This is a genomic window from Arthrobacter sp. Cza30, assembly GCF_059090765.1.
In genome coordinates, this window is record NZ_JBNHGA010000001.1 from 690,000 (window position 1) to 711,774 (window position 21,775).

A 21,775-nucleotide genomic window follows, 5' to 3' on the forward strand; every position below is an offset into this window, starting at 1 on the left:
GACGGATGCCGTCGCGCCTGGGTTGGCCCCGGGACCCACCGGCCGTCAGACGCGGCGGTACGTCGCAGCCATGGGGCAGTCGAACGGGTCGCGCGCGGCGAGCCCGACGCGGTTGAGGTACGCGATGACGATGCCGTACGAGCGCCACAGGGTGGTCTCGGTGTAGGGCACGTCGAGCGTGCGGCACTGCTCGATGACGATCTGACGGGCGCGCGCGAGATGCGGGCGCGGCATGTTGGGAAAGAGGTGGTGCTCGATCTGGTAATTGAGCCCGCCCATCAGCCAGGTCGCCCACCAGCCGCCCCCGACGTTGCGCGAGGTGCGGACCTGCTTGCTGAAGAAGTCGAGCTTGGCGTCCTTCGCGATGACGGGCATGCCCTTGTGATTCGGGGCGAACGACGCGCCCATGTAGACGCCGAAGACCGCGAGCTGCACGCCGAGGAAGGCGAAAGCCATGCCGAGGGGGAGGAACACGAAGACCGGGGTCCAGATGATGCCGAACCTGAGGGCCAGCATGCCGAGCTCGATCCAGCGTCCCTTGACCGGCTCGCGGCTGAACAGGTGCTTGAACGCGATGAAGTGCAGGTTGAGGCCCTCGAGCGTGAGGAGCGGGAAGAAGAGCCATCCCTGACGGCGAGTGATGAAGCGGCGCACGCCGCGGGCGGTGGCGGCATCCTCGTCGAGGAACGAGATCGTGTCGATCTCGATGTCGGGGTCCTTGCCGACGCGGTTGGGGTTCGCGTGGTGGCGCGTGTGCTTGGTCGCCCACCACGAGTAGCTCATGCCCACGACGCCGTTCCCCAGGATGCGGGCCAGCCGATCGTTGGCGGGACCCGACGTGAGGATCTGGCGGTGCGCGGCCTCGTGGGAGAGGAAGGCGACCTGGGTGAACAGAATGCCGAGCGCGGCTGCGATGAGCAGCTGGAACCAGCTGTCGCCGAGGAGGATGAACCCGGCGACGCAGCCCGCGAAGGCGAGGGCGATGAGCATGCCGACCATGGCATAGAACCACGGGGTGCGGCGGAGCAGGCCGCTCTCACGGACCACCTGCGACACGTCGGTGTAGGCACGTGCGATCGGCGGGAAGTCGGAAGTGCTGGCGTAGGTCTGTCGAACGGGTCCGAGTCGCGGCTCGAGCGTAGTGGAAGAGATGTGAGCACCGGGTTTCGGTCGGGACCTTCTTCGGCCCGTCTGAGCAACGGCAATTGCCTATCGCTGTCCTCAGGTTACGCCGCCTTGTATAGACGGACCGGAATACGGGGCGACTCCCAGGTATCCGACAGGCAACCTCGATGTTCGGGCCGCCGTGGCGGGTGACGGCAAAGCGCCCGCCCCGTGACCGGGACGGGCGCTTGTGACCCGAGTCGGCATCGGCGCTGTCGCAGCGCCCGCCGGCCGAGTCGGATCAGAGTGCGCGGATGTTCGCAGCCTGCATGCCCTTGGGGCCGCGCTCGGCGTCGAATTCGACCTTCTGGTCTTCGCGGAGCTCCTTGAAGCCGTTGCCGGCGATCGCGCTGAAGTGCGCGAAGAGATCCGCCGAGCCGTCGTCGGGTGCGATGAACCCGTAGCCCTTCTCGGAGTTGAACCATTTCACGGTGCCAGTGGCCATCGTGTCTTTCCTTTTACTATTCGGGCCGCCGGAGCGACCGGGGGTGCCGCGCCGACGTATGCGGAGCGGACGTGTGAGAAGCATCGCACGCCGAGGCGCCGGTGCGGGTCGTGTGACGGATGCCGCCACCGCAGCGCGGGCGGCGTCGTGCGTGTCGTACGCGCCGAGGTCTTCTCCGAGCGCGCTGTGGGCGTGGATGCCGCGCAGAGTGACGTCGACGAAGCCGGCGTACTCGCCGGCGTGCGTAGCGACGAACACATCGTCGTCGGCCTGGCGCCAGTCGAGCACGGCGCGCGTGAGCACCGGCGAGGAGGTGAGAGTAGTCAAAAAAGCCTTGGGTCTGCGCGAATGTTCGTGGATGTCGCGCGAAAGAGATGGAGATGGAAGGGCCGCCGGTGGCGGTGTGGGCGTCTGCGCTCTGCTTCTCCACAATGAGGCAGAGGACTCGGACGCGCATGCCGAAAGGCAACCAACAGCCTAGCACGGATACGGCGTTCGCAATGACCACCACGGCGGGGAGGTCGGCGAGGCGCCGAGCGAGTCGGACGAGACCCTTGCCCGCGGCCGGCTGCGCGAGGATCGTGGAGGCATGGGCAGCGGTGCGGCTGCGTCGGCGTCTGGTGATGCGCGCGAGCGGGTGGTGGAGGCATCCCGGGCCCTCGCCGACGCCATCGTCGCGAACGACGCCGACCGGATCGCGCAGTGGTTGGCGGAAGAGTGGCGCCTCATCGATGAGGACGGCGAGACCTCGCGGATGCGGTTCCTCGAGGTGGTGCGCAGCGGCGAGCTGCGCCACTCGGAGATGCGGTCTGTCGGCGAGATCGAGGTGAGGGTCTACGGGAACGTGGCCATCGTCTTCGCGCGTGTGGTCAACACCGCGCACGTCGGGAGCCGCACGTTCGACGCGGACGAATGGACGACCGACGTGTTCGCGCTTCGCGACGATCGGTGGCGCTGCGTCCACAGCCACGTCACGTCCGTCCGGACCTGACGCACCTCGCCTTCGCGCCGCGCAGCATCCGCCGCAGCAGCAGTCGGGTCCAACGCACGGGAGGGAAGTCCCGCGGCCAGTGCACCACGACCGACCGCACCCCGCGCCACACGCGCCGCGCGAAGGCCCGCCCATCGGTGAAGGGTCGCATCGAGATCCCCATGGCGGCATCCCGCGCGTAGCCGATGCGGCAGCGCTCGCCGAGGTGGAACGCGAGGTCGAAGTCGTCGTGCACTTCGGGGTCGCCGCGATGCACACTCCATCGGATGCGCTCCCACGCCTCGCGTCGCATTCCGAGATTCGAGCCGAACAACGGCAGGTGCCCGAGCGACAGAAGGGCGACGATCGCGTACGCACCGAGGTACGTCGCGGCGAGCGTGACACGCAGCGCACGCGGCCCGTCCACGAAGCGGGCGCCCCCGCTGAGCGCCGCCACGCCCGGGCGTCGATCGAACGCGCCCATCATCGCGCCGATCCATGACGCCGCCGGAATGCAGTCGGCGTCGAGCCTCAGGATCACATCGCCGAGCGCGGCGTCGTAGCCCGCCGCGCTCGCGGCGGGGATCCCCGGGGTCTCGCACCGGATCACGCGGGCACCGTACTCTCGGGCGACGGCAGCCGAGGCATCCGTCGAGCCGTTGTCGACGACGACGACCTCGTCGGGCCGCCGTGTCTGCAGCTCGAGCGCGCGAAGGCAGCGGGCCAGCTCCCTCTCGTCGTCCTTGACCGGGATCACGACCGACACGGTGACAGCCTGCGCGCCGCGTGCACGCGCGGGATCCGTCACGACGGCATCCCGCTCGCCGCCGTTGCCGCCCGTCGGCGTTGCACTCCTGCTGCGCGATACCACTGGGCGCAGAAGACGACGATGATCACCGCCTCCACCCACGCGCCCGCGTAGTACATCAGCTGTGCGCCGGCGCGGACATCGGCCGCCGCGAAGGCCGCAGGCGGATGAGCGTAGAGGTACTTGGCCAGGACGCCGTGCGCCGCGAGCGCGAGCACGAGCACGGCCGCAGCGATGGGACGCGCGACTGGATGCGGGCGGGGGTCGGGGGAGATCATCGCCGCGGTGAAGAGGTACCCCGCAAGCAGGAGGTGTCCGTGCACGGCGACGTGCACGAGCGGGGAGGCCCGCATCGCGTCGAGGATCGGCGTGAGATAGATGAGCCAGAGCCCTCCCGCGCTCAGCACGGCGGCGGTCACCGGGTGGGTGAGCACCCTCGCCGGCGCGCTGCGCAGCAGTCGCGACAGTCGGCGCGCGGGCGTCGGCGCCAGAGACCGCAGTGCGAGCGTGACGGGCGCGGCGAGCACGAGCAGCAGGGGAGCGATCATCCCGGCCAGCAGATGAGCGGTCATGTGGGCGACGAAGCCCTCGTGTGCCGCCGCGGCGAGTGGTCCGCTGACGGATGCCGCAGCCAGCACGATGCCCGCGCACCAGCACAGCGCGCGACGCAGTGGCCACGTCCGGCCGCGGCGGCGGGAGATCGTCATCCCGGCGAGGTACGCAGCGATCGTGGTGGCCGCAAGGCCGACGACCAGCAGCTCGACGACGGGGAAGGGGCTCGCGGGGTGCATCGTGTGCATCGGAGAGCTCACCGGAGGCGCGACGCCGCCGCACCCGCGCTGCGCGTCCTGTACAGGATCACCGCTCCGGCGACGATCATCGCAAGGGCGACCACGTTCCAGACGAGGTCGTAAGGGAGGACGTTCTCGACGTATCGGATCTGGTGGATGCGCAGCAGGATGTGGTGCACCGTGCCGTCGTAGAGCTGGAAGATCCCCGCTCCGACCAGGACGCCGCCGATCCAGCGCGGCCAGTGCAGAACGCGGCGACGCCGCAGATCGGCCAGGAGGAACAAGCCGGCGATGGTTGCGAACCAGCTGAACGCGTGGAAGAGCCCGTCCGAGACCAGCCCCACCTCCGTGGTGGCGAGGTCGTAGAAGTGGTGCCAGTGCAGCAGCTGGTGGAACACCGCCTCGTCGATGAAGGCGATCGCTCCGATGCCGAACAGCACGCCCGACCAGACGTTGCCGATCGTGCGCGGCCGGGTCGCGGCATCCGTCGATGCTCTGTCCATGGAAGTCTCCTGTCGCCACACGTGCGACGTCAGTACAGCAGGGCCGGCTCCGGCGACACACGGGCCTTGCGTTCGTGTTGCCGCTGTGGGACGCGGCGGTCGCTGCCGTGCCGCTGACGGCCGCAGCGCACCGACGCTGTGCGCACGGAAACGGTGGTGAAACAGGCAGGCAACACGCACCTGATCGGATGACGACGGGATCGCTCGACGCGGTTCCTGCTCACCGAAAGGAACCCCTTGCGCGCGCGCCTGCCTTCCACACCACCACGAATCCTCACCCGCCTGACCGCCTGGGTCGCCGGCGCAGCGGTGATCGCGGCATCCGCCGTCGCCGCCCCCGCCGCGGCAGCCACCCCCGACCAAGCCTGGACCGTTCTCGAGGACCGCCTCGCGGTCCTGATCGCAGAGGCCGAGGCCGACGGCGTCCGCATGGGGGTGAGCGTGCAGGACCTGAGCGGAACCTACGGCGACGCGACAGCGAGCGTGGGCAACCAGGAACGCTACAAGGCGGCAAGCGTGATCAAGCTCCCACTCCTGGCTCTGCTGATGAGCTATGCCGACGCCGGAACCCTCAGTCTGGATGAGACCATCACGATTCCGGCGAACGACAGCAACATCGTCGGCGGCTCGGGCACCCTGCGTGACCGCGAGTTCCCCCTGGACATCACCGTGCGCGAACTCATGGAGCTGATGGTGCAGGTGAGCGACAACACCGCCACGAACGTCCTCATCGATCGTGCCGGCGGCTTCGACGCGGTGAACGAGTACATCTCCTCACTCGGGTTCTCGCAGATGTGGCTGGGACGCAAGATGATCCATCCCGCTTCCCCTCCCCTTCAGGAGAACTGGCTGAACGCCGACGAGGTGACCGAGCTCGTCTCGATGCTCTATGGGCACGAGATCCTCACTGCCGCCTCGAGCGAGCACATCCTCGAGCTCATGCGCGGGCAGCTGGTCGACACCAAGTTCGGCGCGGTCATCCCGCGCGAGGTGCTCGGCAACAAGACGGGGGAGCTCGCCGATGTGTCGCACGACAGCGGAGTGATCTTCCTGCCCGGTCGCGAGGTCGCTCTCACGGCGGCGACGGCGTTCGCGGCATCGCGTCCGCGCACCGAGGCCGACCTGTACGTGCAGCGCGCCGCCACGATCGTGTACGAGTTCCTGCAGGAGCCGCTCGACGAACCGGAGGAGCCGGTCGTCATCCCCGCGCCGACGATCCCCGCCTCCGACGCGTGGCCCGGGCTGTCCAGTGCGATCGAGCCGATCATCATCGAGGCGCGCGCTGCGGGTGTCGAGTTGGGGGTCGCCATCTCGGACCTCTCCGGCTACTACGACGACCGGGCACTGTATGCGGGCAAGCTCGACCGGTTCACGACCGCGAGCACGATCAAGATGTCGCTCGCGGCGACCGTCATGCACCAGGTGCAGTCCGGCGTGCTGAGTCTGGATCAGCTCGTCACGATCACCGAAGAGGAGCGCTACGGGGGCTCGGGCGTGCTGCAGGACCGGGCCTTTCCGCTCGAGGTCTCCGTGGGTGAGATGCTCGAGCTGATGATCACGGTCAGCGACAACACCGCGACGAACAAGCTCGTGGACGTCGTGGGGGGCTTCGACCCGATCAACGCGCTCACCCAGTCCGCCGGCATCTCGATGGGCGACCTGCATTTCGGCCGCAAGATGTTCGGCCCCATCGTGCCGCCCGCCGGAGACATCTGGCTCACTCCGTACGGCGTGAATCAGCTGATGACGCTGTTCTACGAGATCGCGGGGGGCGCCAGCACCGACGACGACTTCCTGACAGCGGAATCCGCGCAGCTGATCGTCGACCTGATGCTGCAGCAGCAGGTGAAGACGAAGCTCGGCGCCGTCATCCCGGCGGAGGTGCTGGCACACAAGACCGGCGAGAACGCCGACGTCAGTCACGACATCGGGATGATCCTGCTGCCGGGGCAGGAGGTGACCCTGTCGGTGTTCTCCACGCGCGGCCTGGGCTTCGCCGGCGACATCCAAGCGGTGGCGAATCCGTACCTTCAGAGGATCGGCGGCGTCGTGTACGAATACCTTCTCGCCACCGCCCCGCAGGTCGTCGAGCCGCCCGCCGGCGAGCCCGGAGCCGCCGATGGGCAGGGCCAGGGTCCCGGAGGGGATGCCACCGGCCCAGCGCCGGCGGTTTCGCCCCGCGAGGGTGCCAGCGATCTGGCGTCGACGGGGTCCGGGTGGACACCGGAGGGTCTGTTCGCCATGACGGGGCTGGCCGCGCTGTTCGTGGTCGCGGGCGCCGCAGCCGTGCTCATCGCGCGGCGCCGATCCCTCACCGCGGACTGAGCGAGACGACGGATGCCGCGGCCCGACGGGCCGCGGCATCCGCTGTACGAGCGCTGATCGCTACGCGGTCCGGGTGGCGTCCTCGCGCTTGGGCAGCACCCACCCCGCGCGCGGGAAGTGGCAGGTATAGCCGTTGGGATACTTGATCAGGTAGTCCTGGTGCTCGGGCTCGGCCTCCCAGAACGGCCCGGCGGGCTCGATCGTCGTGACGGCCTTGCCCGGCCAGAGCCCCGACGCGTCGACGTCGGCGATGGTCTCGCGCGCGATGTGCTTCTGCTCGGGCGTGAGCGGGAAGATCGCGGAGCGGTAGCTCGTGCCGATGTCGTTGCCCTGGCGGTTCAGCGTCGACGGGTCGTGGATCTGGAAGAAGAACGCCAGGATGTCGCGGTACGACGTCTGCGACGGGTCGAACACGATCTCCACAGCCTCGGCGTGACCGGGGTGGTTGCGGTAGGTCGCGTGGTCGTTGTGTCCTCCGGTGTAGCCGACGCGTGTGCTGAGCACTCCCGGCTGGCGGCGGATCAGGTCCTCCATGCCCCAGAAGCAGCCCCCGGCGAGGACGGCCGTCTCGGTGCCGGGTGTGCGGGTGATCTCTCCGGTGTCGGTGGGTCCGCTGGTCATGATGCGTCCTTCTGATTGTCGGTGTCGAAGAGGGTCGGGGAGGCGCCGTATCGCGCGGCGTCGAGGTCCGAAGCGGCGACGAAGCGCAGTGCGGCCGAGTTCCTGCAGTATCTCAGGCCGCCGGCGGTCCGTGGGCCGTGCGGCTGAGCGCCTCGGGGGTCCTGCGGTACTGGTCGGTCACGATTCCTCCTGGAGCGACGCGGCTGGCTGCGGCGTCATCGGAGGACAACGGATGCCGGCGCACGTTTGGTCCCGCGAACCTGGGAGCGAGCTTCGAGTTCTACGCCGCCAGACTCTCCGGAGCAGGGGCGCCGGACCCGTCGGCCGGTGTCGACGGCGCGAAGGAGCGCAGGCCACGGGCGATCAGGTATATGGCGAACCAGATCTCGAACGCGAAGATCGGAGCGGCGCACAGGCCGGCGATGGTGCCGTTGAGGGGGATGAGGCCGAGCAGCTGCGCGGTGTTGCTGAGAAGCACGAGCACGCCACCGGCGAGGCCGAGCAGCGCGAGCGCTCGCGGCACCACGCGGGCATCGAGCAGCAGCCAGCCCAGCATGATCGTGTTGACGCTGATCACGAGGCCCTGCCCGACCAAGAATGCCGCGGTGTGCAGCTGGACCAGCGTGTCTCCGAGGACCGAACCCAGCGTGTCCGTCCGCACCAATGCGAGCATCGGCAGGGTCCCCGCACAGATGACGGCCGCCTCCACCGCGCGCAGTGCCGCGAAGGTTCCCGCCCGCACCAAGCCGTGCGACCGAAGAAGTGCCAGGAGCAGGATCCCGGTGCCGAGGCATCCGAGCGCGAGCGCGAACTCGAGTGCGACGCCGACGCGGATGCCGAAGGCGTTCGACCCGTCGCCGTAGGCCACGACGGCGAGCACCGAGGTCGCGTGCGTCGTGAGGTAGAGGATCCCTGCGGCGCGGGCGTAGAGGCGGGGGTGTGGGGTCATGGCGGTCTCGCGATCTCGAGGTCGGTCAGTACGACAGGTGTACGGCGTATACCTGCCCCGCATCAGCTTAGGTATACGCTGTATACGTGTCAAGCTCGAGGACGGCGCGGCAGGCGCTGGATCGCCAGAAGGTGATCGATGCGGCGATCGCTCTGGCTGATGGCGTCGGGTTGGAAGCGACGAGCATGAGGCGACTCGCTGAGGAGTTGGGGGTCACCCCGATGGCGCTCTACAAGCACGTGGGCAGTCGCGAGGACCTGATCGACGGCATGGTCGATCAGATCGTTCGACGCATCTCGGCCGTCGGTACGGGCGGCCCATGGAAAGCCGTGCTGCGCGAGCGCATCATGGCGGCCCGCTCGGTCGTGACGCAGCATCCGTGGGCGCAATCGGCGATCGAGTCGCGCAGCGCCGCGAGTCCGACGGTGATCGGGTACATGGACGGCCTCATGGCCGTGATGTTCGAGGGCGGATTCAGCGCCGACCTCGTGCATCATGCGATGCATGCGCTGAGCACACGGATGTGGGGGTTCACGCGCGACGTGATGCCGACGCCCAGCGTCCCCGAGGACCCCGTGGAGCGCGAGCGGGCGATGGCGGCATTCGCGCAGCGGTACCCATCGATCGTCCGCATGGCCACGACGGCTCCGCACGCCGGGGTCGGCTGTGACGACGATGCCGAGTTCGCGTTCGCGCTCGACATCCTTCTCGATGGGCTCGACAGACTGCACGCCGCGGGCTGGTCGTCGGCCACGCGAACGGGTCGCTGAGCACAGCGGAGTCTCGGCGGAAGGCGGAGGCGGCTCAGCTGTCGGTCGGATCGGGGCGATGGATCTCGATCGCCCAGCGGACCGCCGATCCGAGCGACGCCACGATGGCGGCGACGAGGACGAGCCGCGGCGCCACGGCGGGCGAGAAGAGTGCGGCTGCGAACACCTGAAGCGCGTACTCCGTCATGGCTGCCGGATCCTCGGCGAGCACGCGGCTCCCGCCGGCTGCGGCGATGGCCGTCACTGCGGCCGGCACGATCCACAGCAGAGCGAGACTGGCAAGCGCGCCGCCGATGCGGCCGGCGGTCTCGATCCCCGCCCACGCGATGGCGATACCCGTCAGCAGCGAGGTCACCAGGGGAAGGAAGCTGAGGACGGGAAGCGACCACCCGTAGCCGTACAGCGCGGACGGGAGGAAGAGAGCGCTCAACCACGAGGGCGCCGCGATCGCAGCGAGCGTCAGGCCGATGACGGCCCCGGCGCGCGGCGACAATGCGATGAGCGCTCCCGCGAACCCGCCGATGAGCAGCGACAGCAGACTCGCGCCCACAAGCCCGGTCACGTAGCCGGCCGCCTCCGAATCTGCCGGCAGTCCCGCATTCGTCACGAGCGCCGCCTGCGCGATCGCGATCGCCTGCACCAGCGGGGCGGTGCCCAGCATCAGGGCGAGTCCCCTGCGGCTGAGCCTGGTGCGCAGACCGCGAGCCACGACGCCCGTGACGGCCGTCCCGACGATGAGCAGCGCGAAGATCTGCGTCAGTGCATACCGGCTGAACGGCAGCAGCGCGATGGGCATGTCGCCGGCGGGGACAGGGCGCGTCCACAGCTCCTGCTCCGGCAGTCGAGCCCCGGTCACGAGCCACGGCAGCAGGCCGACGAGTGCGGCTGCGAGGGAGAGGAGGGCCGCAGCCCAGAGAGGGACTTCCCGCCGGGGAGCGTCGGCAGGTGCGGATCCGATGCGCCTTTCGGTCATCATCGCGGACTCCGTCCTGCCCTCCACGCGCGGGGCCTGGTGGGCGTCAGCCTATCCCGCGGGGACGCTCGGCCGGCCGTTCGGCGGAGGTTCGCCGAGCCGTCACCCTCGCGCGTGAAGCCGCGATGTCGCCGCCATCCCGGATGATCGAGGGGTGCGAGACAGCGGAGCAGGGCGATGACCACGACGAGGGGCAGGGGGAGACCACGACGGCGTGCACGTCGCTCGTGGCTGACGCGATCGGTCGTCGTCCTCGTCATGGCGCTGGTGGCCGCGGTCGGCATCCCTGTCTGGACCGCTCTTTCTCCCAGGCCCTCCGCGGCGGAGCCGGGCGCGACACCCGAGGTGTCGATCGACGCGACACCGGCCTATCCGTCGTCGCCCGCCGCGCTCGAGGCCCTCGCCGAGCTCGAGACGGTTCCGGGTCAGTCGATCGCGCGGTACTACCGTGAGTCGTTCGGGCAGGCCTGGTACGACCTCGACCGGAACGGCTGCGACACCCGCAACGACATCCTGCGGCGCGACCTGGAGCAGGTGGTGCTCAAGGCCGACACGAACGGGTGCAAGGTTCTCGAAGGCTTGCTGCAGGACCCGTACACCGGCGAGACCCTGTCCTTCGTGTCGGGGGCCGACACCTCGGTGCTCGTGCAGATCGACCACCTGGTTCCGCTGTCGTGGGCCTGGCGGCACGGCGCCGAGTTCTGGACCGACGACCAGCGCGTGGCGTTCGCGAACGATCCCCGGAATCTCCGGGCGACGTCGGGTTCGGTCAATCAGTCCAAGAGCGACTCGGGCCCTGCCGAGTGGATGCCGCCGTCGGTGGCCGCGCACTGCATCTACGCGATGGACTACGTCGCCGTGCTGTCCGGATGGCATCTCGGCATCAACCGGGCCGATCGCGCGGCCCTCGAGCGCACCCTCCACGCCTGCTGACCTGTCGGCCTGCGGCCTTCGCATCCCGGTCTACCCTCGAAGGGTGACCACGAGAGGACCCAGGGCGGCCGTCGACGCGGCGCGGACGCCGGTGACGAAGCCGGTCGTCCTGTCGTTCCTCCTCGACGCGCTGCTCGTGGTCATCTTCGCGGCGATCGGGCGCGCGAGTCACAGCGAGAACGTCCTCGCCGGACTGTGGAACACCTCCTGGACGTTCCTCCTCGCCCTCGTCGCCGGCTGGGGCGTCGCCCGCGCATGGCGGGGCCCGGCCGCCCCGATCCGCGCCGGGCTCCCGGTCTGGGGTACGACCGTGCGGGCGGGATGCTGCTGCGCGGGGTGAGCGGCCAGGGAGTGCAGATGGCCTTCGTCATCGTCGCGGCCATCGTGCTGCTGCTGATGCTCGTCGGCTGGCGGGTCATCGCAGCGCTCATCCGCCGGCGCGCTCGGCGCTGACGGGCCGCGCAGTCACGCCGAGCCGCTCCACGGCGCCGGCACGATGACCCAGACGACCGTCGCCGGCCTGCCTCCCTCGACGTGCCACGTGTGCGGCTCCCGGCCGGGGAAGGTCAGCGCGTCGCCGGCGCCGAGCGTCACGGAGCGGTCGGCGAAGCGCATGATGACGGCTCCGTCGATCACGTGCAGCACTTCGACGTCGCAGTTGATCGTGTACAGGTCCGACCCGCCGTGGGCGTCCGGCTCGAGCTCGGAACGCAGCAGCTGCACCCGGTGCTCGCCGCGCGGCGACATCAGGCGCTCCTCGGCCTGCACCCCGCCGAGGTTGATCCGCGGCGCGTCCGCATACGACACGCGCTGGATCTCCGGCTCGGCGAAGAGCGCTCCGACCGGAAGGGACAGCACCTGACACAGCTGCACGAGCGTGGCGACGCTCGGGGAGGTCTCGTCCCGTTCGACGCGGCTGAGGAACCCTTTCGACAGTCCCGTCGTGTCGGCGAGCTGGCCGAGCGACATCCCCTGGCTTGTCCGCGCCGCCCGCAGCTTCGCTCCGATCGGGGTCGCGGTCGTGTCGGCGTCGGGATGAATGGCGCGCATCGCAGCCTCTCGCTTCGGACGCACTTGACGCCGTGGCGCCGCGGGCGTAGCTTTACCGCAGAGTTGCTTACAGAGTATCGAAAGTTGTCATATATGCAACCCCTCCCTTCCGCCGACTCCAACGACGGCGCCCGCGGCACCGGCGCCGCCTCCGTCGGCGGAGCGCCGGTCGGACCGGTCGACGCCAGCGTCGTCCCGCGCTTCGCCGGCATCGCGACGTTCGCGCGCCTGCCGCGCCTCGACGAGGTGGGAAGAGCGGATGTCGCCGTGGCCGGTGTGCCCTTCGACAGCGGTGTCAGCTACCGGCCGGGTGCCCGGTTCGGCCCGGCGCACGTGCGCGAGGCATCCCGTCTGCTGCGCCCGTACAACCCGGCGCAGGACGTCTTCCCGTTCGGCTCCCAGCAGGTCGCCGACGCGGGCGACATCATCGGCAACCCGTTCGACATCGCCGCGGCAGTCGGCGAGATCGAGGCCGGCGCCCGCGAGCTCCGCACCCGCGCCGACCGTCTCGTCGTCATCGGCGGCGACCACACCATCGCGCTGCCGCTGCTGCGTGCGGTGCACGCGGAGCATGGACCGGTCGCCGTCCTGCACTTCGACGCCCACCTGGACACGTGGGACACCTACTTCGGTGCTCCCACCACGCACGGCACGCCGTTCCGCCGTGCGTCGGAGGAGGGGCTCATCGACCTGACAGCGAGCATGCACGTCGGCATCCGCGGGCCGCTCTACGCCAAGAGCGACCTCGAAGACGACGAGCGCCTCGGGTTCGCGATCGTCTCGAGCGAGTTCGTCGAAGAGCACGGCGTGCCGGCGGCCATCGACCGCATCCGCGCGCGCATCGGCGACAAGCCGCTGTACATCTCGATCGACATCGACGTGCTCGATCCGTCGCACGCGCCCGGCACAGGCACCCCCGAGGCGGGCGGCCTCACCAGCCGGGAGCTGCTCCGGATGCTGCGCGCCCTGGCGGACCTCCGCATCGTCGGCGCCGACGTGGTCGAGGTCGCGCCCGCCTACGACCACGCGCAGGTCACGGCCGTGGCCGCGAGCCATGTCGTGTACGAGCTGCTCAGCGCGATGGCGCCGCGCTGATGGCATCCGGCCCGTCTTCGAAGGAGAAGCGCATGACCACCCCTGATCCGGCGGCCGTCGAAGCGGCGGCGGCGGCCATCGTCGACGCGTTCGGCGCCAACGACGGCGACCGATACTTCGACGGGTTCGCTCCCGAGGCGACGTTCGTGTTCCACACCGAGCCGCGACGCCTCGAGAACCGGGCCGAGTACGAGCGCCTGTGGGACGAGTGGGTCGAGAGCGGATGGCGCGTGACGTCGTGCAGCTCCAGCGACCGGCGCGTGCAGGTGTTCGACGGCGGGGCGGTGTTCTCGCACACCGTCGACACGTCGGTCGAGACCGCGGACGGCCCGGAGTCGTACCGCGAGCGCGAGACCATCGTCTTCACCGCTGACGGCGACCGCCTCCTCGCCGTCCACGAGCACCTCTCCCCGTTCGCCTGACCGGTCGATGAACGCCATGCGATGCCCGCGCTGAGCGCCCGCCTCCGTTCCGGCACCTACACCCGAACCCGAAACCGAACCCGAAGGAGCACGACGATGTCGCTCTACACTCGCCTCGAGCAGCGGCTCGAGGCTCAATCCGACGACGCCGGTCCTGTCCGCGGCACGTATTCGACCGGCCGCCTGTTCATGATCTGGCTGGCCGCGAACCTCGTCGTCACGACGCTGCTCACCGGCACTCTCTTCATCCCGGACGTCCCCTACGGGCTGGTGCTGCTGCTCATCGTCGGGGGGACGGTCGCAGGCGCCGCCGTCCTCGTCGCGGTGGGCACCATCGGTCGTCGCACGGGCCTTCCGACGATGGCACTCACCCGCGGGCCGTTCGGCACGCGCGGCAGCCTGCTGCCGGTCGCCGCGAACGTCATCATCCTCATGGGGTGGAGCTGGGTGCAGGCGATGCTCGCCGGCATCGCGCTGGACTACATCGTCGCGAGCCTCACCGGTTTCTCGAGCCCGGTGATCTTCGCGGTGCTGTGCCAGACGATCGTGGTGATCCTCGCGATCTTCGGCCACGCCGGGGTCGCGCGCGTGGAGCCCTGGTTCGCCGCGGTCATCCTCGCCATCGCCGCGTACATCTTCATCGTCGCATTCGCGTCCTTCACTCCCGGCGCCTTCGGAACGATCCAGAACACGCCCGAGCCGTTCTACTCGCCCGGTCTGGTGTTCGACGTCGTGCTAGCGACCGCGATCTCGTGGACGGTGCTCGCGGCGGACTTCAACCGCTTCGCGGGCAGCACCCGGGCGAGCGTCGTCGGATCGGGGGTCGGCTACACGCTGTCGACCGTGATCTCGATGTCCCTCGGGGCGACGGCGATGGCCTACGTCATCCTGAGCGGCGGAGAGGCGATCCCGTTCGACCCGGTGACGATCATCGCGCCGTTCGGCTGGCTGTTCGGCGTCGCGATCTTCCTGTCCGTCATGGCGACGAACACGATGGTGGTCTACGGCATGGTCACGACCGTCGTGAACTCGCTGCCGGGCAAGCGCATCAAGTTCCTGCCGACGGCCCTCGTGCTCGGGGCGATCTCGATCATCGGGGCGACCTTCTTCGGCCTGCTCAACCAGTTCACGACGTTCCTCGTGACGATCGGCGCCCTGTTCGCCCCGATCTTCGCGATCATGATCGTCGACTACTACGTGATCAAGCGCAGCTCGTACGACCGCGACATCCTGCGTCCGATCGGCGGCCGGTACTGGTACACCGCCGGCATCAACTGGCTGGCGATCGGGGCCTGGGTCGTCGGGGCCGTCCTGGCGTACGTGTGGGCGTACGTGTGGCCGCTGCCGTTCGGCTCGACGGCCCCCGCGTTCATCGTGACGTTCCTCCTGTACCTGCTGGTCTCGCTGCCGTCCCGCCCGAAGGGGCCGATCACTCCCGTCGGCAACCTCGCGGACCAGACGGACACAACGACGACCGTGAGGGCATGATCGGAGGATGCTGCGCGACCTCAGCCATCCCGTCCGCGACGGCATGATGGTCTACCCCGGTGATCCCGGGGTGACCATCGGTCCCGGGCTGACCCTCGATGCCGACGGCGTGGCCGTCGCGCGCATCGATATGGGGTCCCACACCGGCACGCACGTCGACGCGCCGGCGCACACGGTGCCCGGTGGGCGCACGATGGCGGACGTCGCACTCGACGAACTCGTGGGCGAGGCGATCGTGCTGCGCGTTCCCGGTGCGACGCAGGCACGGCCGTACGGCTGGCAGGACTTCGTCGTGGACGGCGGGATGCCCGCGTCCCTGCCGCCGATCGTGATCATCGACACCGGCTGGGCGCCCTGGTTCGGCGATGCGCTCGCGCTGCGGCATCCCTCGCTGGACGCCGCGGCCGCGCGGGAGCTGATGCGCCGCGGCATGCGGGTGCTCGCAGTCGACACGCTGAGCCCTGACCCGACGGACGCCGCCGCCAGCGGCTTCCCGGTGCACGAGGTCGTGCTCGGAGGAGACGGGCTGGTCGTCGAGAACGTGTGCGGGCTGGAGGGTCTCCCGTCGCGCGTGCGGGTCGGGTTCTTCCCCTTCAAGCTCGAGGGCGACGGCGCGCCGGTCAGGGGCGTGGCGTTCCTCGACGCGCTGTGAGCGCCACGTCGGAGCGGTCCGGGGTGTGGAACGCCTCGGTCTCTCATACGAATTCGGCGCGCCCCTGTCCAGCCCTGATCAGGACCGGTCCGCTTCTGGCAGGCTCGGCACACGCGAGGAGGAGAGAACGTGAAGCAGCGCACTCTGGCAGGACGACAGGTCTCGGCGATCGGGCTCGGCGCCATGCCGCTGTCGATGAACAACGACAAGGAGTATCCGTCGTTCGAGGATGCCGTCGCGACGGTGCACGCGGCGCTCGACGCCGGTGTCACCCTGATCGACACCGCAGACATCTACGCCCCTTCGTGGGACCAGATGGGCCACAACGAGCGCATCGTCGCCGAGGCTCTGCGCACGTGGGACGGCGATGCGTCGACCATCTTCGTCGCGACGAAGGGCGGCATCACCCGCAGTGAAGGCGAGGTGTTCGGCCGTGACGGATCGGAGGCGTACCTCCGCAAGGCGGTCGAGAAGTCACTCGAGATCCTCGGCGTCGACCAGATCGAGCTGTACCAGTACCACCGTCCCGACCGCTGGCGCGTGTACGGCGACATCATGAAGACCCTGGCCGGGCTGCAGGAGGACGGGCTCGTGCGCGCCGTCGGCATCTCGAACGCCAGTGTCGAGGAGATTCAGATCGCGCTGGACGTGCTCGGCGAGGGCAACCTCGCGAGCGTTCAGAACGAGTTCTCGCCGAAGCATCCGGGCAGCATCGGCGAGCTGCGCTTCTGCGCCGAGCACGACATCGCCTTCCTGCCGTGGAGTCCGCTCGGCGGCACGGGCGGGGGAGCCCGCAGCGTCGGCGATCGGTTCTCGGCCTTCCGCGAGGTCGCCGAAGCTCACGGCGTCAGCCCGCAGCGGGTCGTGCTCGCCTGGGAGCTCGCCCTCGATCCGCACGTCATCCCGATCCCCGGAGCGCGGCGCGCGGCCTCCATCATCGACTCGGCTCAGGCGGCGGACCTCGAGCTCAGCGCCGATGAGGTGACCCGCCTGTCGGCGTCGGTCGGCATCTTCGACTGAGTTCGCGCCGCCTGGGGCGACGCCACTCCGCTCCTGCGGGGTCAGTCCGTGGCTGACGGTGGATCGTCCAACGCGTCAAGCTGCTGCAGTGCGTCGCGGGCACGCTCTAGCCGGGCGTCCAGAGGCAGCTCCCACCAGCGCCCGCCCCGCTCGCCGAGGCCGTGCTTCGCAAGGCTGACTCGGCGCCGTGCGTGGGAGACGGCTTCCTCATCGGCATCTTTCATCGCGATGCGCACGGCAGAGCGCCCCCGGCCCAGGTGTGAGGTAAGCGCCGTGACGACCTCCTGTGGCAGGTCGGGGTCGGTGCGCCGCCATCTGCGTCCGTTGACAACGAGCCACCGGTCGTCGTCACCTGCATCCATGAGAAGCACCGTAGCGCGGTGATGGATCGCCCGGTGTGGGCCGTAGCGTTTGACGGACCCGAGTACGTGAGCCCGCGGAAGTGGCTTCCAGCTCAGAGGTTGCTCAAGCGTTCGGCGTAGGAGGCGCTACCGGTACCGGCGCACAGCCTCTCGGATCGCGTCTGCGTGCTCGTAAATCTCGTCGAGCGAGTTGATGGCGTGTCTCGTCTCCGTCTTTTCTTCGTCCAGAAGTCCGAGGTACTTCTGCTTCGAATTGAAATGCAGTCGAGCCACAGGCTTGCGATTGTTGTCGTCGAGAAGCACAGCGAAGTAACTCTTGGCGTCACGGTGCGTGATTCGCACTGGCTTCACCTCGCCGCAAGCGATCGCCTTCACGATCGTGTAGCCCTCGAGTTCTTCGAGCGTCGTCTCGATCTCGGTGTCGCCCGTGATGTCATTGACTGCAACCTCTTCCGACGTGATCGCCGGCTGGGTGGGCGGAGTGTGGATCGCTGATCCTGCGCCAAGCGCAGTCTTGAGCCGGTCGTTCACGCTCTCCGTCAGGAATTGCTTAGATGCCTTGGTGACGAGAGGCGTGAACTGCTCACGCACCTTCTGGGTGAAGGCGCCTTCGTAGACCTTCGTCGTGAAAAACCGAATCCACTCATCGCTAGGCTCGCGGAACTGAGCGGCGATCTCGCGCTTCAACGCCCCGACATACTTCAGCTCTTCGGCGGCACTGATGATGGAGTCGAGGTCGAAGCTCTCCTTGCTCAGTTTCTGCAGTTCCGGGAGCAACGTGTCGTCGATGTCGAGTAGGTCGAGAACGAGGAACGGCTTGGAGTCCATTCGATTCGGAGCGTCGAGGTCTGTGAAGAACTGCCAGACGACGCCGTTAGTCAGCGCAGCGATCCGTGCATTGGTGGTGGAGAAGTAGCGAAACAGCTGCGAAGCGTGCTCGATCTTCGGCACACCGTTCGACGACTTGCACTCGATCAGGATCTGCACCTCGCCATCGCGCATGATGGCGTAGTCGACCTTCTCGCCCTTTTTTATGCCGACATCTGCAGTGAATTCCGGGACGACCTCCAACGGGTCGAAAACGTCATAGCCGAGAATCGTCGAGATGAACGGCATTACGAAGGCGTTCTTAGTGGCTTCTTCCGTGCCGATAGCGGTGGCCTGGTTGCTCACCTTTGTGGCCAGGGCTGCCAGTCGGTCTGCGAAGTCCATCCCTCTCCTTTGATCCATGGGGACGCATGGATCCTAACGTGAGAGTCGTCTCATCTAGCGCCAAGGCCGCCGCGTGTTCTCAGAGGTCGCTTGCGCGCCTACGAAGCTGAGAAGGGCCCGCAGCAGCGGCATCCGCCGTCGTCGTGCGACGATCGCGCACGGCACCGATGACCGACACGGCGGCGTAAAGGAAAAGAGCACCGGCCGCGACGGCGACGACGACGGTGCGGTTGGAGCCGTTGAGGAGGGTGTTCACCCACCCGAGCAGCGGCAGGCTGTACCAGAGCTTGCCGCGGACCTGCACCTCGCGGACGGGCTCGGGGTCGACCGTGTCGTTGTTGTCGCCCTTCGTCACGAACGTGAGTTCGCCGTCGGCGTACGTCTTCGACATCACCCTGTGGCTGACGACCGCCGCTTCGCCCGATCGGATCTGATACGTGATCACGTCGCCGACGCGGATGTCGTCGACCGGTGTCGGCCGGACGACGACCAGTGTGCCCGGTGGCAGTCCCGGCTCCATCGACTGGGTCAGCACCGTCATCGCGCTGCCGCCCGTCAGAGCGGGCAGGCCGATCACGGCGACGGCGACACCGAGCAGCAGCACGAGGAGCGCCGCGCTCAGTGAGACCGCGAGGTAATGCAGCAGGCTCTGACCCTCTTCGCGGCGGCGGATCTCGGCGCGGATGAGCCGGCGCGTTCCGGATGCCGCGCTGAGCGTGGGCACGGTGACGGTGGTCGTCATGGGCGTCGTGGTCGTCATCAGCAGTGGTAGTTCGGGGACAGCTGCAGAAGGTCCAGGAGTGAGGTCGATCGGATGACACGGACGGTCGCGCTGGCCGGTGCGGTCGTCGCGCCTCCCGTCGTCTCCTTCGCCTCGATGGCGAGCCGGTAGGTGCCGTTCGAGCCGATCATGTGGCCGGAGAAGACGATCGACACGTTGGCGTTGGCGCTCGCCACCGTCGCGAACGTCGTGCCGGACGCGCTGTCGTACACGCGGTAGGACACAGGAGCGGTGTCGGCCCGGTTGGTGGGAGCGGTCCAGGTGAGCCGGACGGTGCTGGCGGACTCGGCTGAGCACGTCGGGGTTCCGGCGGCAGCCAGGCGGTACACCGACTGCGTCACCGCGGCGGCGGTCGCCGAGGTCGTCCAGCTCGTGCCCACGGCGCCGGTGACGCGGAAGGTCGCGGTGGCGCTCTGACCCTGCAACGACTCGTTCGACGCTCCCTCGACCTGAGTCGAGACGCACACCGTGACCGAAGCGCCGGCGGCGAGGGAGCGCGCCGCCGCAGGCAGCGCGGGCGCGGTGTTGGCGAGCGACGTGGTCACCGCGTCGGCCGGCGCCGTCGCACCGCACGCGCCCGTCCACAGCCGCAGCGTGGTCTTCTGCGCGAGCGCGGCGCTCCCGCCGACCTGATTCGCGAGCGCGTACGACAGGGGCGCGCCGCCGGTGTTGGTGATCGTCAACTGCCCGGAAGCCGCCGTCGACGCGGTGCCGGAGTAGCGGTAGGTGGTGCTGAGCTCACCGGTCTGCGCCAGGGCGGTCGCGATGGTGGTTGAGGAGGCGGATGCCGACACAGATGCGCTCGCGATCCACGCGGCGGACGCTCCGCCGGCGCCGCCGAGCACCGCGAGGGTGACCAGCGCGGCGACGGGGCCGAGGAGGCGGCGACGGGTCATGAGCGGACCTGCGTTCCGGAGACGGTGATCGTGAGGGCGGATGCCGCCGCACCGGCGGCTGCGGCGGGCGCGGTCTGGGGCATCCCGATCCCGATGCAGAGGATGGTGGAGGCACCCGGGGCCAGCGTCAGCTGCAGGTCGGAACCGGCCGCGGCCCCCACGGGGGTGGTCACGGTCGGGGTGACGCGACCGGCGGTGCAATCGGCGCTCGAGACGGTCTTTCCGACCGACACCACGAGGGACGCGGTGAACGTGGTCGGCGTCGCGGGCCCCTTGACCGGATCAAGCGTGAGGGCGAGGGGCGCGGTGCCGGAGTTGGTCACGGTGGTGGACGCGTAGAGGGTGCGACCCGGATAGAGACCGGCGGCAGACAGGTTCAGGGCGCCGGCGGTGAGTCCGGCGGACCCGGCCCTGAGGGTCGTGGTGGCGGCGGCCGCGGGGGCGACGACGGTCCAGACGGCGAAGGTCCCGCCGCCGGCCAGTACGCCCAGGACGATCGCGCCCGCCGTCCCGAGGGCAGTGAGGAGCAGACGCGCCGGCGCCGCGGCGCGACGCTGTGCGCGTCGGGCGGCGTGGCGACGGATGCGGCGGCTCATTCTCGGTCCTCGTCGGGAATCGGACGGTGCGGGGCTCGCCTGCGGCGAGGCGAGCCCCGTTCGGTCACTTCGTGTTCTGCGTGAGGCTGACGGTCAGCGCGTCGAGCGTGACGGCGCCGTTCATGGCGTTGTTGTTGCCGCCCGCGGTGTCGCCGTAGGGGAAGGTGATCGTCACGGTGACGGTGACGTTCTGGTTCACCACGCCGGCGCCCGGCGTGACGGTGAAGGTGGGCCCTGTGCCGGTGATGCCCGAGCCGGACGCGGTCAGCACGGCGGAGTCGGTCAGGTAGCTCGCCAGCGCCACGTCGGCGGGCTTGGTGTTGTCGGCCGGAGCGATCGACGAATCGGTCAGTGACAGCGTCGCGCTGAGGCTGTCGCCCTCGGCACCGACCTTCATCGTCTTCGTGTACGTGAGGACATCGCCGGGGGCGACGCGGTAGTCGCCGATCGTGATCGCCGTGCCGTTGGCCGTCCATGCGCCCGGGGTGTTCGAGTCCTCGACGACCAGGTTGCCGGCGACGATCGAGCCGCCCGCGACGGAGGCCGAGGAGTTCCAGGTGGCGAACGTGCCGGCGCCGCCGAGCAGCAGGATGACGCCGGCGGTGGTGGCGATGGACGCCTTGACGATCTTCTTCATGGTGATGTCCTTCCGCGGTTTGCAGCCCGCTTCAGTAGGGGAGTGTCGGGGTGCCGCGGAGAGGCGAGCCGGTGCGGACCGCTGCTCCTCGAACACGTCCCTCAGTCTCGGGCGCTCGCCGCAAGGCGCTGCCGAGTCGTCGGCAGGGCTTCCGCAAGATCGCGACAAGATCCGGGGATGCCTCAGCGTGATCGGCGGCGAACCGCAAGAACAGCGCAAGACCGGGGCGCCGCGAGGCGTCGCGGCTGTCGTGTGCCGCTGCCTTGGCCGCTATCGGACCCGCGCGTAAGGGGTCGCGATCGTCGCCTATGA

Annotated in this window: 24 protein-coding genes and 1 pseudogene; 10 read left to right on the forward strand and 15 right to left on the reverse strand. The window is 69.2% G+C overall.

Annotation, left to right across the window (positions count from 1 at the left end; all coding sequences use genetic code 11):
• Positions 1-45: 45 nt before the first annotated feature.
• On the reverse strand, positions 46-1,152 hold the full coding sequence (locus tag AC5RVZ_RS03020; RefSeq protein WP_494064724.1) for a fatty acid desaturase family protein: 1,107 nt from the start codon (positions 1,150-1,152) through the stop codon (positions 46-48).
• A gap of 253 nt (positions 1,153-1,405) precedes the next feature.
• Positions 1,406-1,609: a cold-shock protein gene (locus AC5RVZ_RS03025; RefSeq protein WP_494064725.1), complete on the reverse strand. Its 204-nt coding sequence runs from the start codon at positions 1,607-1,609 to the stop codon at positions 1,406-1,408.
• 589 nt (positions 1,610-2,198) lie between these two features.
• On the opposite strand from AC5RVZ_RS03025, the gene AC5RVZ_RS03030 reads away from it, so the two are divergent.
• The gene (locus tag AC5RVZ_RS03030) at positions 2,199-2,600 is read left to right on the forward strand and encodes a nuclear transport factor 2 family protein (RefSeq protein ID WP_494064291.1); all 402 of its coding nucleotides are present in this window, start codon (positions 2,199-2,201) and stop codon (positions 2,598-2,600) included.
• On the opposite strand, the gene AC5RVZ_RS03035 is transcribed toward AC5RVZ_RS03030, so the two are convergent.
• The 3 genes from AC5RVZ_RS03035 to AC5RVZ_RS03045 are packed head-to-tail and all read right to left on the reverse strand — an operon-like array spanning position 2,581 to position 4,681.
• Entirely contained in the window at positions 2,581-3,387 is an 807-nt protein-coding gene (locus AC5RVZ_RS03035; RefSeq protein WP_494064292.1) for a glycosyltransferase family A protein, read from the reverse strand. The two genes, AC5RVZ_RS03030 and AC5RVZ_RS03035, sit on opposite strands and share 20 nt — an antisense overlap.
• Positions 3,384-4,187: a cytochrome c oxidase assembly protein gene (locus AC5RVZ_RS03040; RefSeq protein WP_494064293.1), complete on the reverse strand. Its 804-nt coding sequence runs from the start codon at positions 4,185-4,187 to the stop codon at positions 3,384-3,386. The genes AC5RVZ_RS03035 and AC5RVZ_RS03040 overlap by 4 nt, the downstream gene beginning before the upstream one ends.
• 8 nt (positions 4,188-4,195) lie before the next feature.
• Positions 4,196-4,681: a DUF2243 domain-containing protein gene (locus AC5RVZ_RS03045; protein WP_494064294.1), complete on the reverse strand. Its 486-nt coding sequence runs from the start codon at positions 4,679-4,681 to the stop codon at positions 4,196-4,198.
• Between the two features lie 237 nt (positions 4,682-4,918).
• Here AC5RVZ_RS03045 and AC5RVZ_RS03050 point away from each other — a divergent pair, with 237 nt between their 5' ends.
• On the forward strand, positions 4,919-7,006 hold the full coding sequence (locus AC5RVZ_RS03050) for a serine hydrolase (protein WP_494064295.1): 2,088 nt from the start codon (positions 4,919-4,921) through the stop codon (positions 7,004-7,006).
• 60 nt (positions 7,007-7,066) lie between these two features.
• Here AC5RVZ_RS03050 and msrA read toward each other — a convergent pair whose 3' ends face one another.
• Entirely contained in the window at positions 7,067-7,627 is a 561-nt protein-coding gene (gene msrA / locus AC5RVZ_RS03055) for a peptide-methionine (S)-S-oxide reductase MsrA (RefSeq protein ID WP_494064296.1), read from the reverse strand.
• A 280-nt stretch (positions 7,628-7,907) separates the two neighbouring features.
• On the reverse strand, positions 7,908-8,576 hold the full coding sequence (locus tag AC5RVZ_RS03060) for a DUF4386 domain-containing protein (RefSeq protein ID WP_494064297.1): 669 nt from the start codon (positions 8,574-8,576) through the stop codon (positions 7,908-7,910).
• Between the two features lie 86 nt (positions 8,577-8,662).
• On the opposite strand from AC5RVZ_RS03060, the gene AC5RVZ_RS03065 reads away from it, so the two are divergent.
• Positions 8,663-9,346 (forward strand): TetR/AcrR family transcriptional regulator, encoded by a 684-nt coding sequence (locus tag AC5RVZ_RS03065; protein ID WP_494064298.1) that lies wholly within the window; start codon positions 8,663-8,665, stop codon positions 9,344-9,346.
• Between the two features lie 34 nt (positions 9,347-9,380).
• Here the strand turns inward: AC5RVZ_RS03065 and AC5RVZ_RS03070 are convergent, their stop codons facing one another.
• On the reverse strand, positions 9,381-10,322 hold the full coding sequence (locus tag AC5RVZ_RS03070) for a hypothetical protein (RefSeq protein ID WP_494064299.1): 942 nt from the start codon (positions 10,320-10,322) through the stop codon (positions 9,381-9,383).
• Positions 10,323-10,496: 174 nt separating this feature from the next.
• Here AC5RVZ_RS03070 and AC5RVZ_RS03075 point away from each other — a divergent pair, with 174 nt between their 5' ends.
• The gene (locus AC5RVZ_RS03075; RefSeq protein ID WP_494064300.1) at positions 10,497-11,252 is read left to right on the forward strand and encodes an HNH endonuclease family protein; all 756 of its coding nucleotides are present in this window, start codon (positions 10,497-10,499) and stop codon (positions 11,250-11,252) included.
• Positions 11,253-11,388: 136 nt separating this feature from the next.
• Positions 11,389-11,705: pseudogene (locus AC5RVZ_RS03080) on the forward strand (DUF3054 domain-containing protein).
• Positions 11,706-11,717: 12 nt separating this feature from the next.
• Here AC5RVZ_RS03080 and AC5RVZ_RS03085 read toward each other — a convergent pair.
• Positions 11,718-12,302 carry a helix-turn-helix domain-containing protein gene (locus tag AC5RVZ_RS03085; RefSeq protein ID WP_494064301.1) on the reverse strand — a complete coding sequence of 195 codons (585 nt, stop codon included), beginning with the start codon at positions 12,300-12,302 and terminating at the stop codon, positions 11,718-11,720.
• 93 nt (positions 12,303-12,395) lie between these two features.
• On the opposite strand from AC5RVZ_RS03085, the gene speB reads away from it, so the two are divergent.
• From speB to AC5RVZ_RS03110, 5 genes are all read left to right on the forward strand, one after another.
• A complete protein-coding gene (gene speB / locus AC5RVZ_RS03090) occupies positions 12,396-13,397 on the forward strand; it encodes an agmatinase (protein ID WP_494064302.1) in 1,002 nt (333 codons plus the stop codon).
• Positions 13,398-13,429: 32 nt separating this feature from the next.
• Positions 13,430-13,819 carry a YybH family protein gene (locus AC5RVZ_RS03095; RefSeq protein ID WP_494064303.1) on the forward strand — a complete coding sequence of 130 codons (390 nt, stop codon included), beginning with the start codon at positions 13,430-13,432 and terminating at the stop codon, positions 13,817-13,819.
• 96 nt (positions 13,820-13,915) lie between these two features.
• A complete protein-coding gene (locus AC5RVZ_RS03100; RefSeq protein WP_494064304.1) occupies positions 13,916-15,307 on the forward strand; it encodes a purine-cytosine permease family protein in 1,392 nt (463 codons plus the stop codon).
• Positions 15,308-15,314: 7 nt separating this feature from the next.
• Positions 15,315-15,959 (forward strand): cyclase family protein, encoded by a 645-nt coding sequence (locus AC5RVZ_RS03105; RefSeq protein ID WP_494064305.1) that lies wholly within the window; start codon positions 15,315-15,317, stop codon positions 15,957-15,959.
• Between the two features lie 129 nt (positions 15,960-16,088).
• Positions 16,089-16,979 carry an aldo/keto reductase gene (locus tag AC5RVZ_RS03110; protein WP_494064306.1) on the forward strand — a complete coding sequence of 297 codons (891 nt, stop codon included), beginning with the start codon at positions 16,089-16,091 and terminating at the stop codon, positions 16,977-16,979.
• Positions 16,980-17,020: 41 nt separating this feature from the next.
• On the opposite strand, the gene AC5RVZ_RS03115 is transcribed toward AC5RVZ_RS03110, so the two are convergent.
• The 6 genes from AC5RVZ_RS03115 to AC5RVZ_RS03140 form a co-directional block, all read right to left on the reverse strand.
• Positions 17,021-17,341, reverse strand: a complete 321-nt coding sequence (locus AC5RVZ_RS03115) for a biopolymer transporter Tol (RefSeq protein WP_494064307.1) — start codon at positions 17,339-17,341, stop codon at positions 17,021-17,023.
• A 126-nt stretch (positions 17,342-17,467) separates the two neighbouring features.
• On the reverse strand, positions 17,468-18,553 hold the full coding sequence (locus tag AC5RVZ_RS03120; protein WP_494064308.1) for a type I restriction endonuclease: 1,086 nt from the start codon (positions 18,551-18,553) through the stop codon (positions 17,468-17,470).
• Positions 18,554-18,632: 79 nt separating this feature from the next.
• Positions 18,633-19,313 (reverse strand): signal peptidase I, encoded by a 681-nt coding sequence (locus AC5RVZ_RS03125; RefSeq protein WP_494064309.1) that lies wholly within the window; start codon positions 19,311-19,313, stop codon positions 18,633-18,635.
• Positions 19,313-20,230 carry a hypothetical protein gene (locus tag AC5RVZ_RS03130; RefSeq protein WP_494064310.1) on the reverse strand — a complete coding sequence of 306 codons (918 nt, stop codon included), beginning with the start codon at positions 20,228-20,230 and terminating at the stop codon, positions 19,313-19,315. The genes AC5RVZ_RS03125 and AC5RVZ_RS03130 overlap by 1 nt, the downstream gene beginning before the upstream one ends.
• Positions 20,227-20,826 (reverse strand): hypothetical protein, encoded by a 600-nt coding sequence (locus AC5RVZ_RS03135; protein ID WP_494064311.1) that lies wholly within the window; start codon positions 20,824-20,826, stop codon positions 20,227-20,229. The genes AC5RVZ_RS03130 and AC5RVZ_RS03135 overlap by 4 nt, the downstream gene beginning before the upstream one ends.
• A 64-nt stretch (positions 20,827-20,890) precedes the next feature.
• Entirely contained in the window at positions 20,891-21,463 is a 573-nt protein-coding gene (locus AC5RVZ_RS03140; RefSeq protein WP_494064312.1) for an alternate-type signal peptide domain-containing protein, read from the reverse strand.
• Positions 21,464-21,775: the final 312 nt, after the last annotated feature.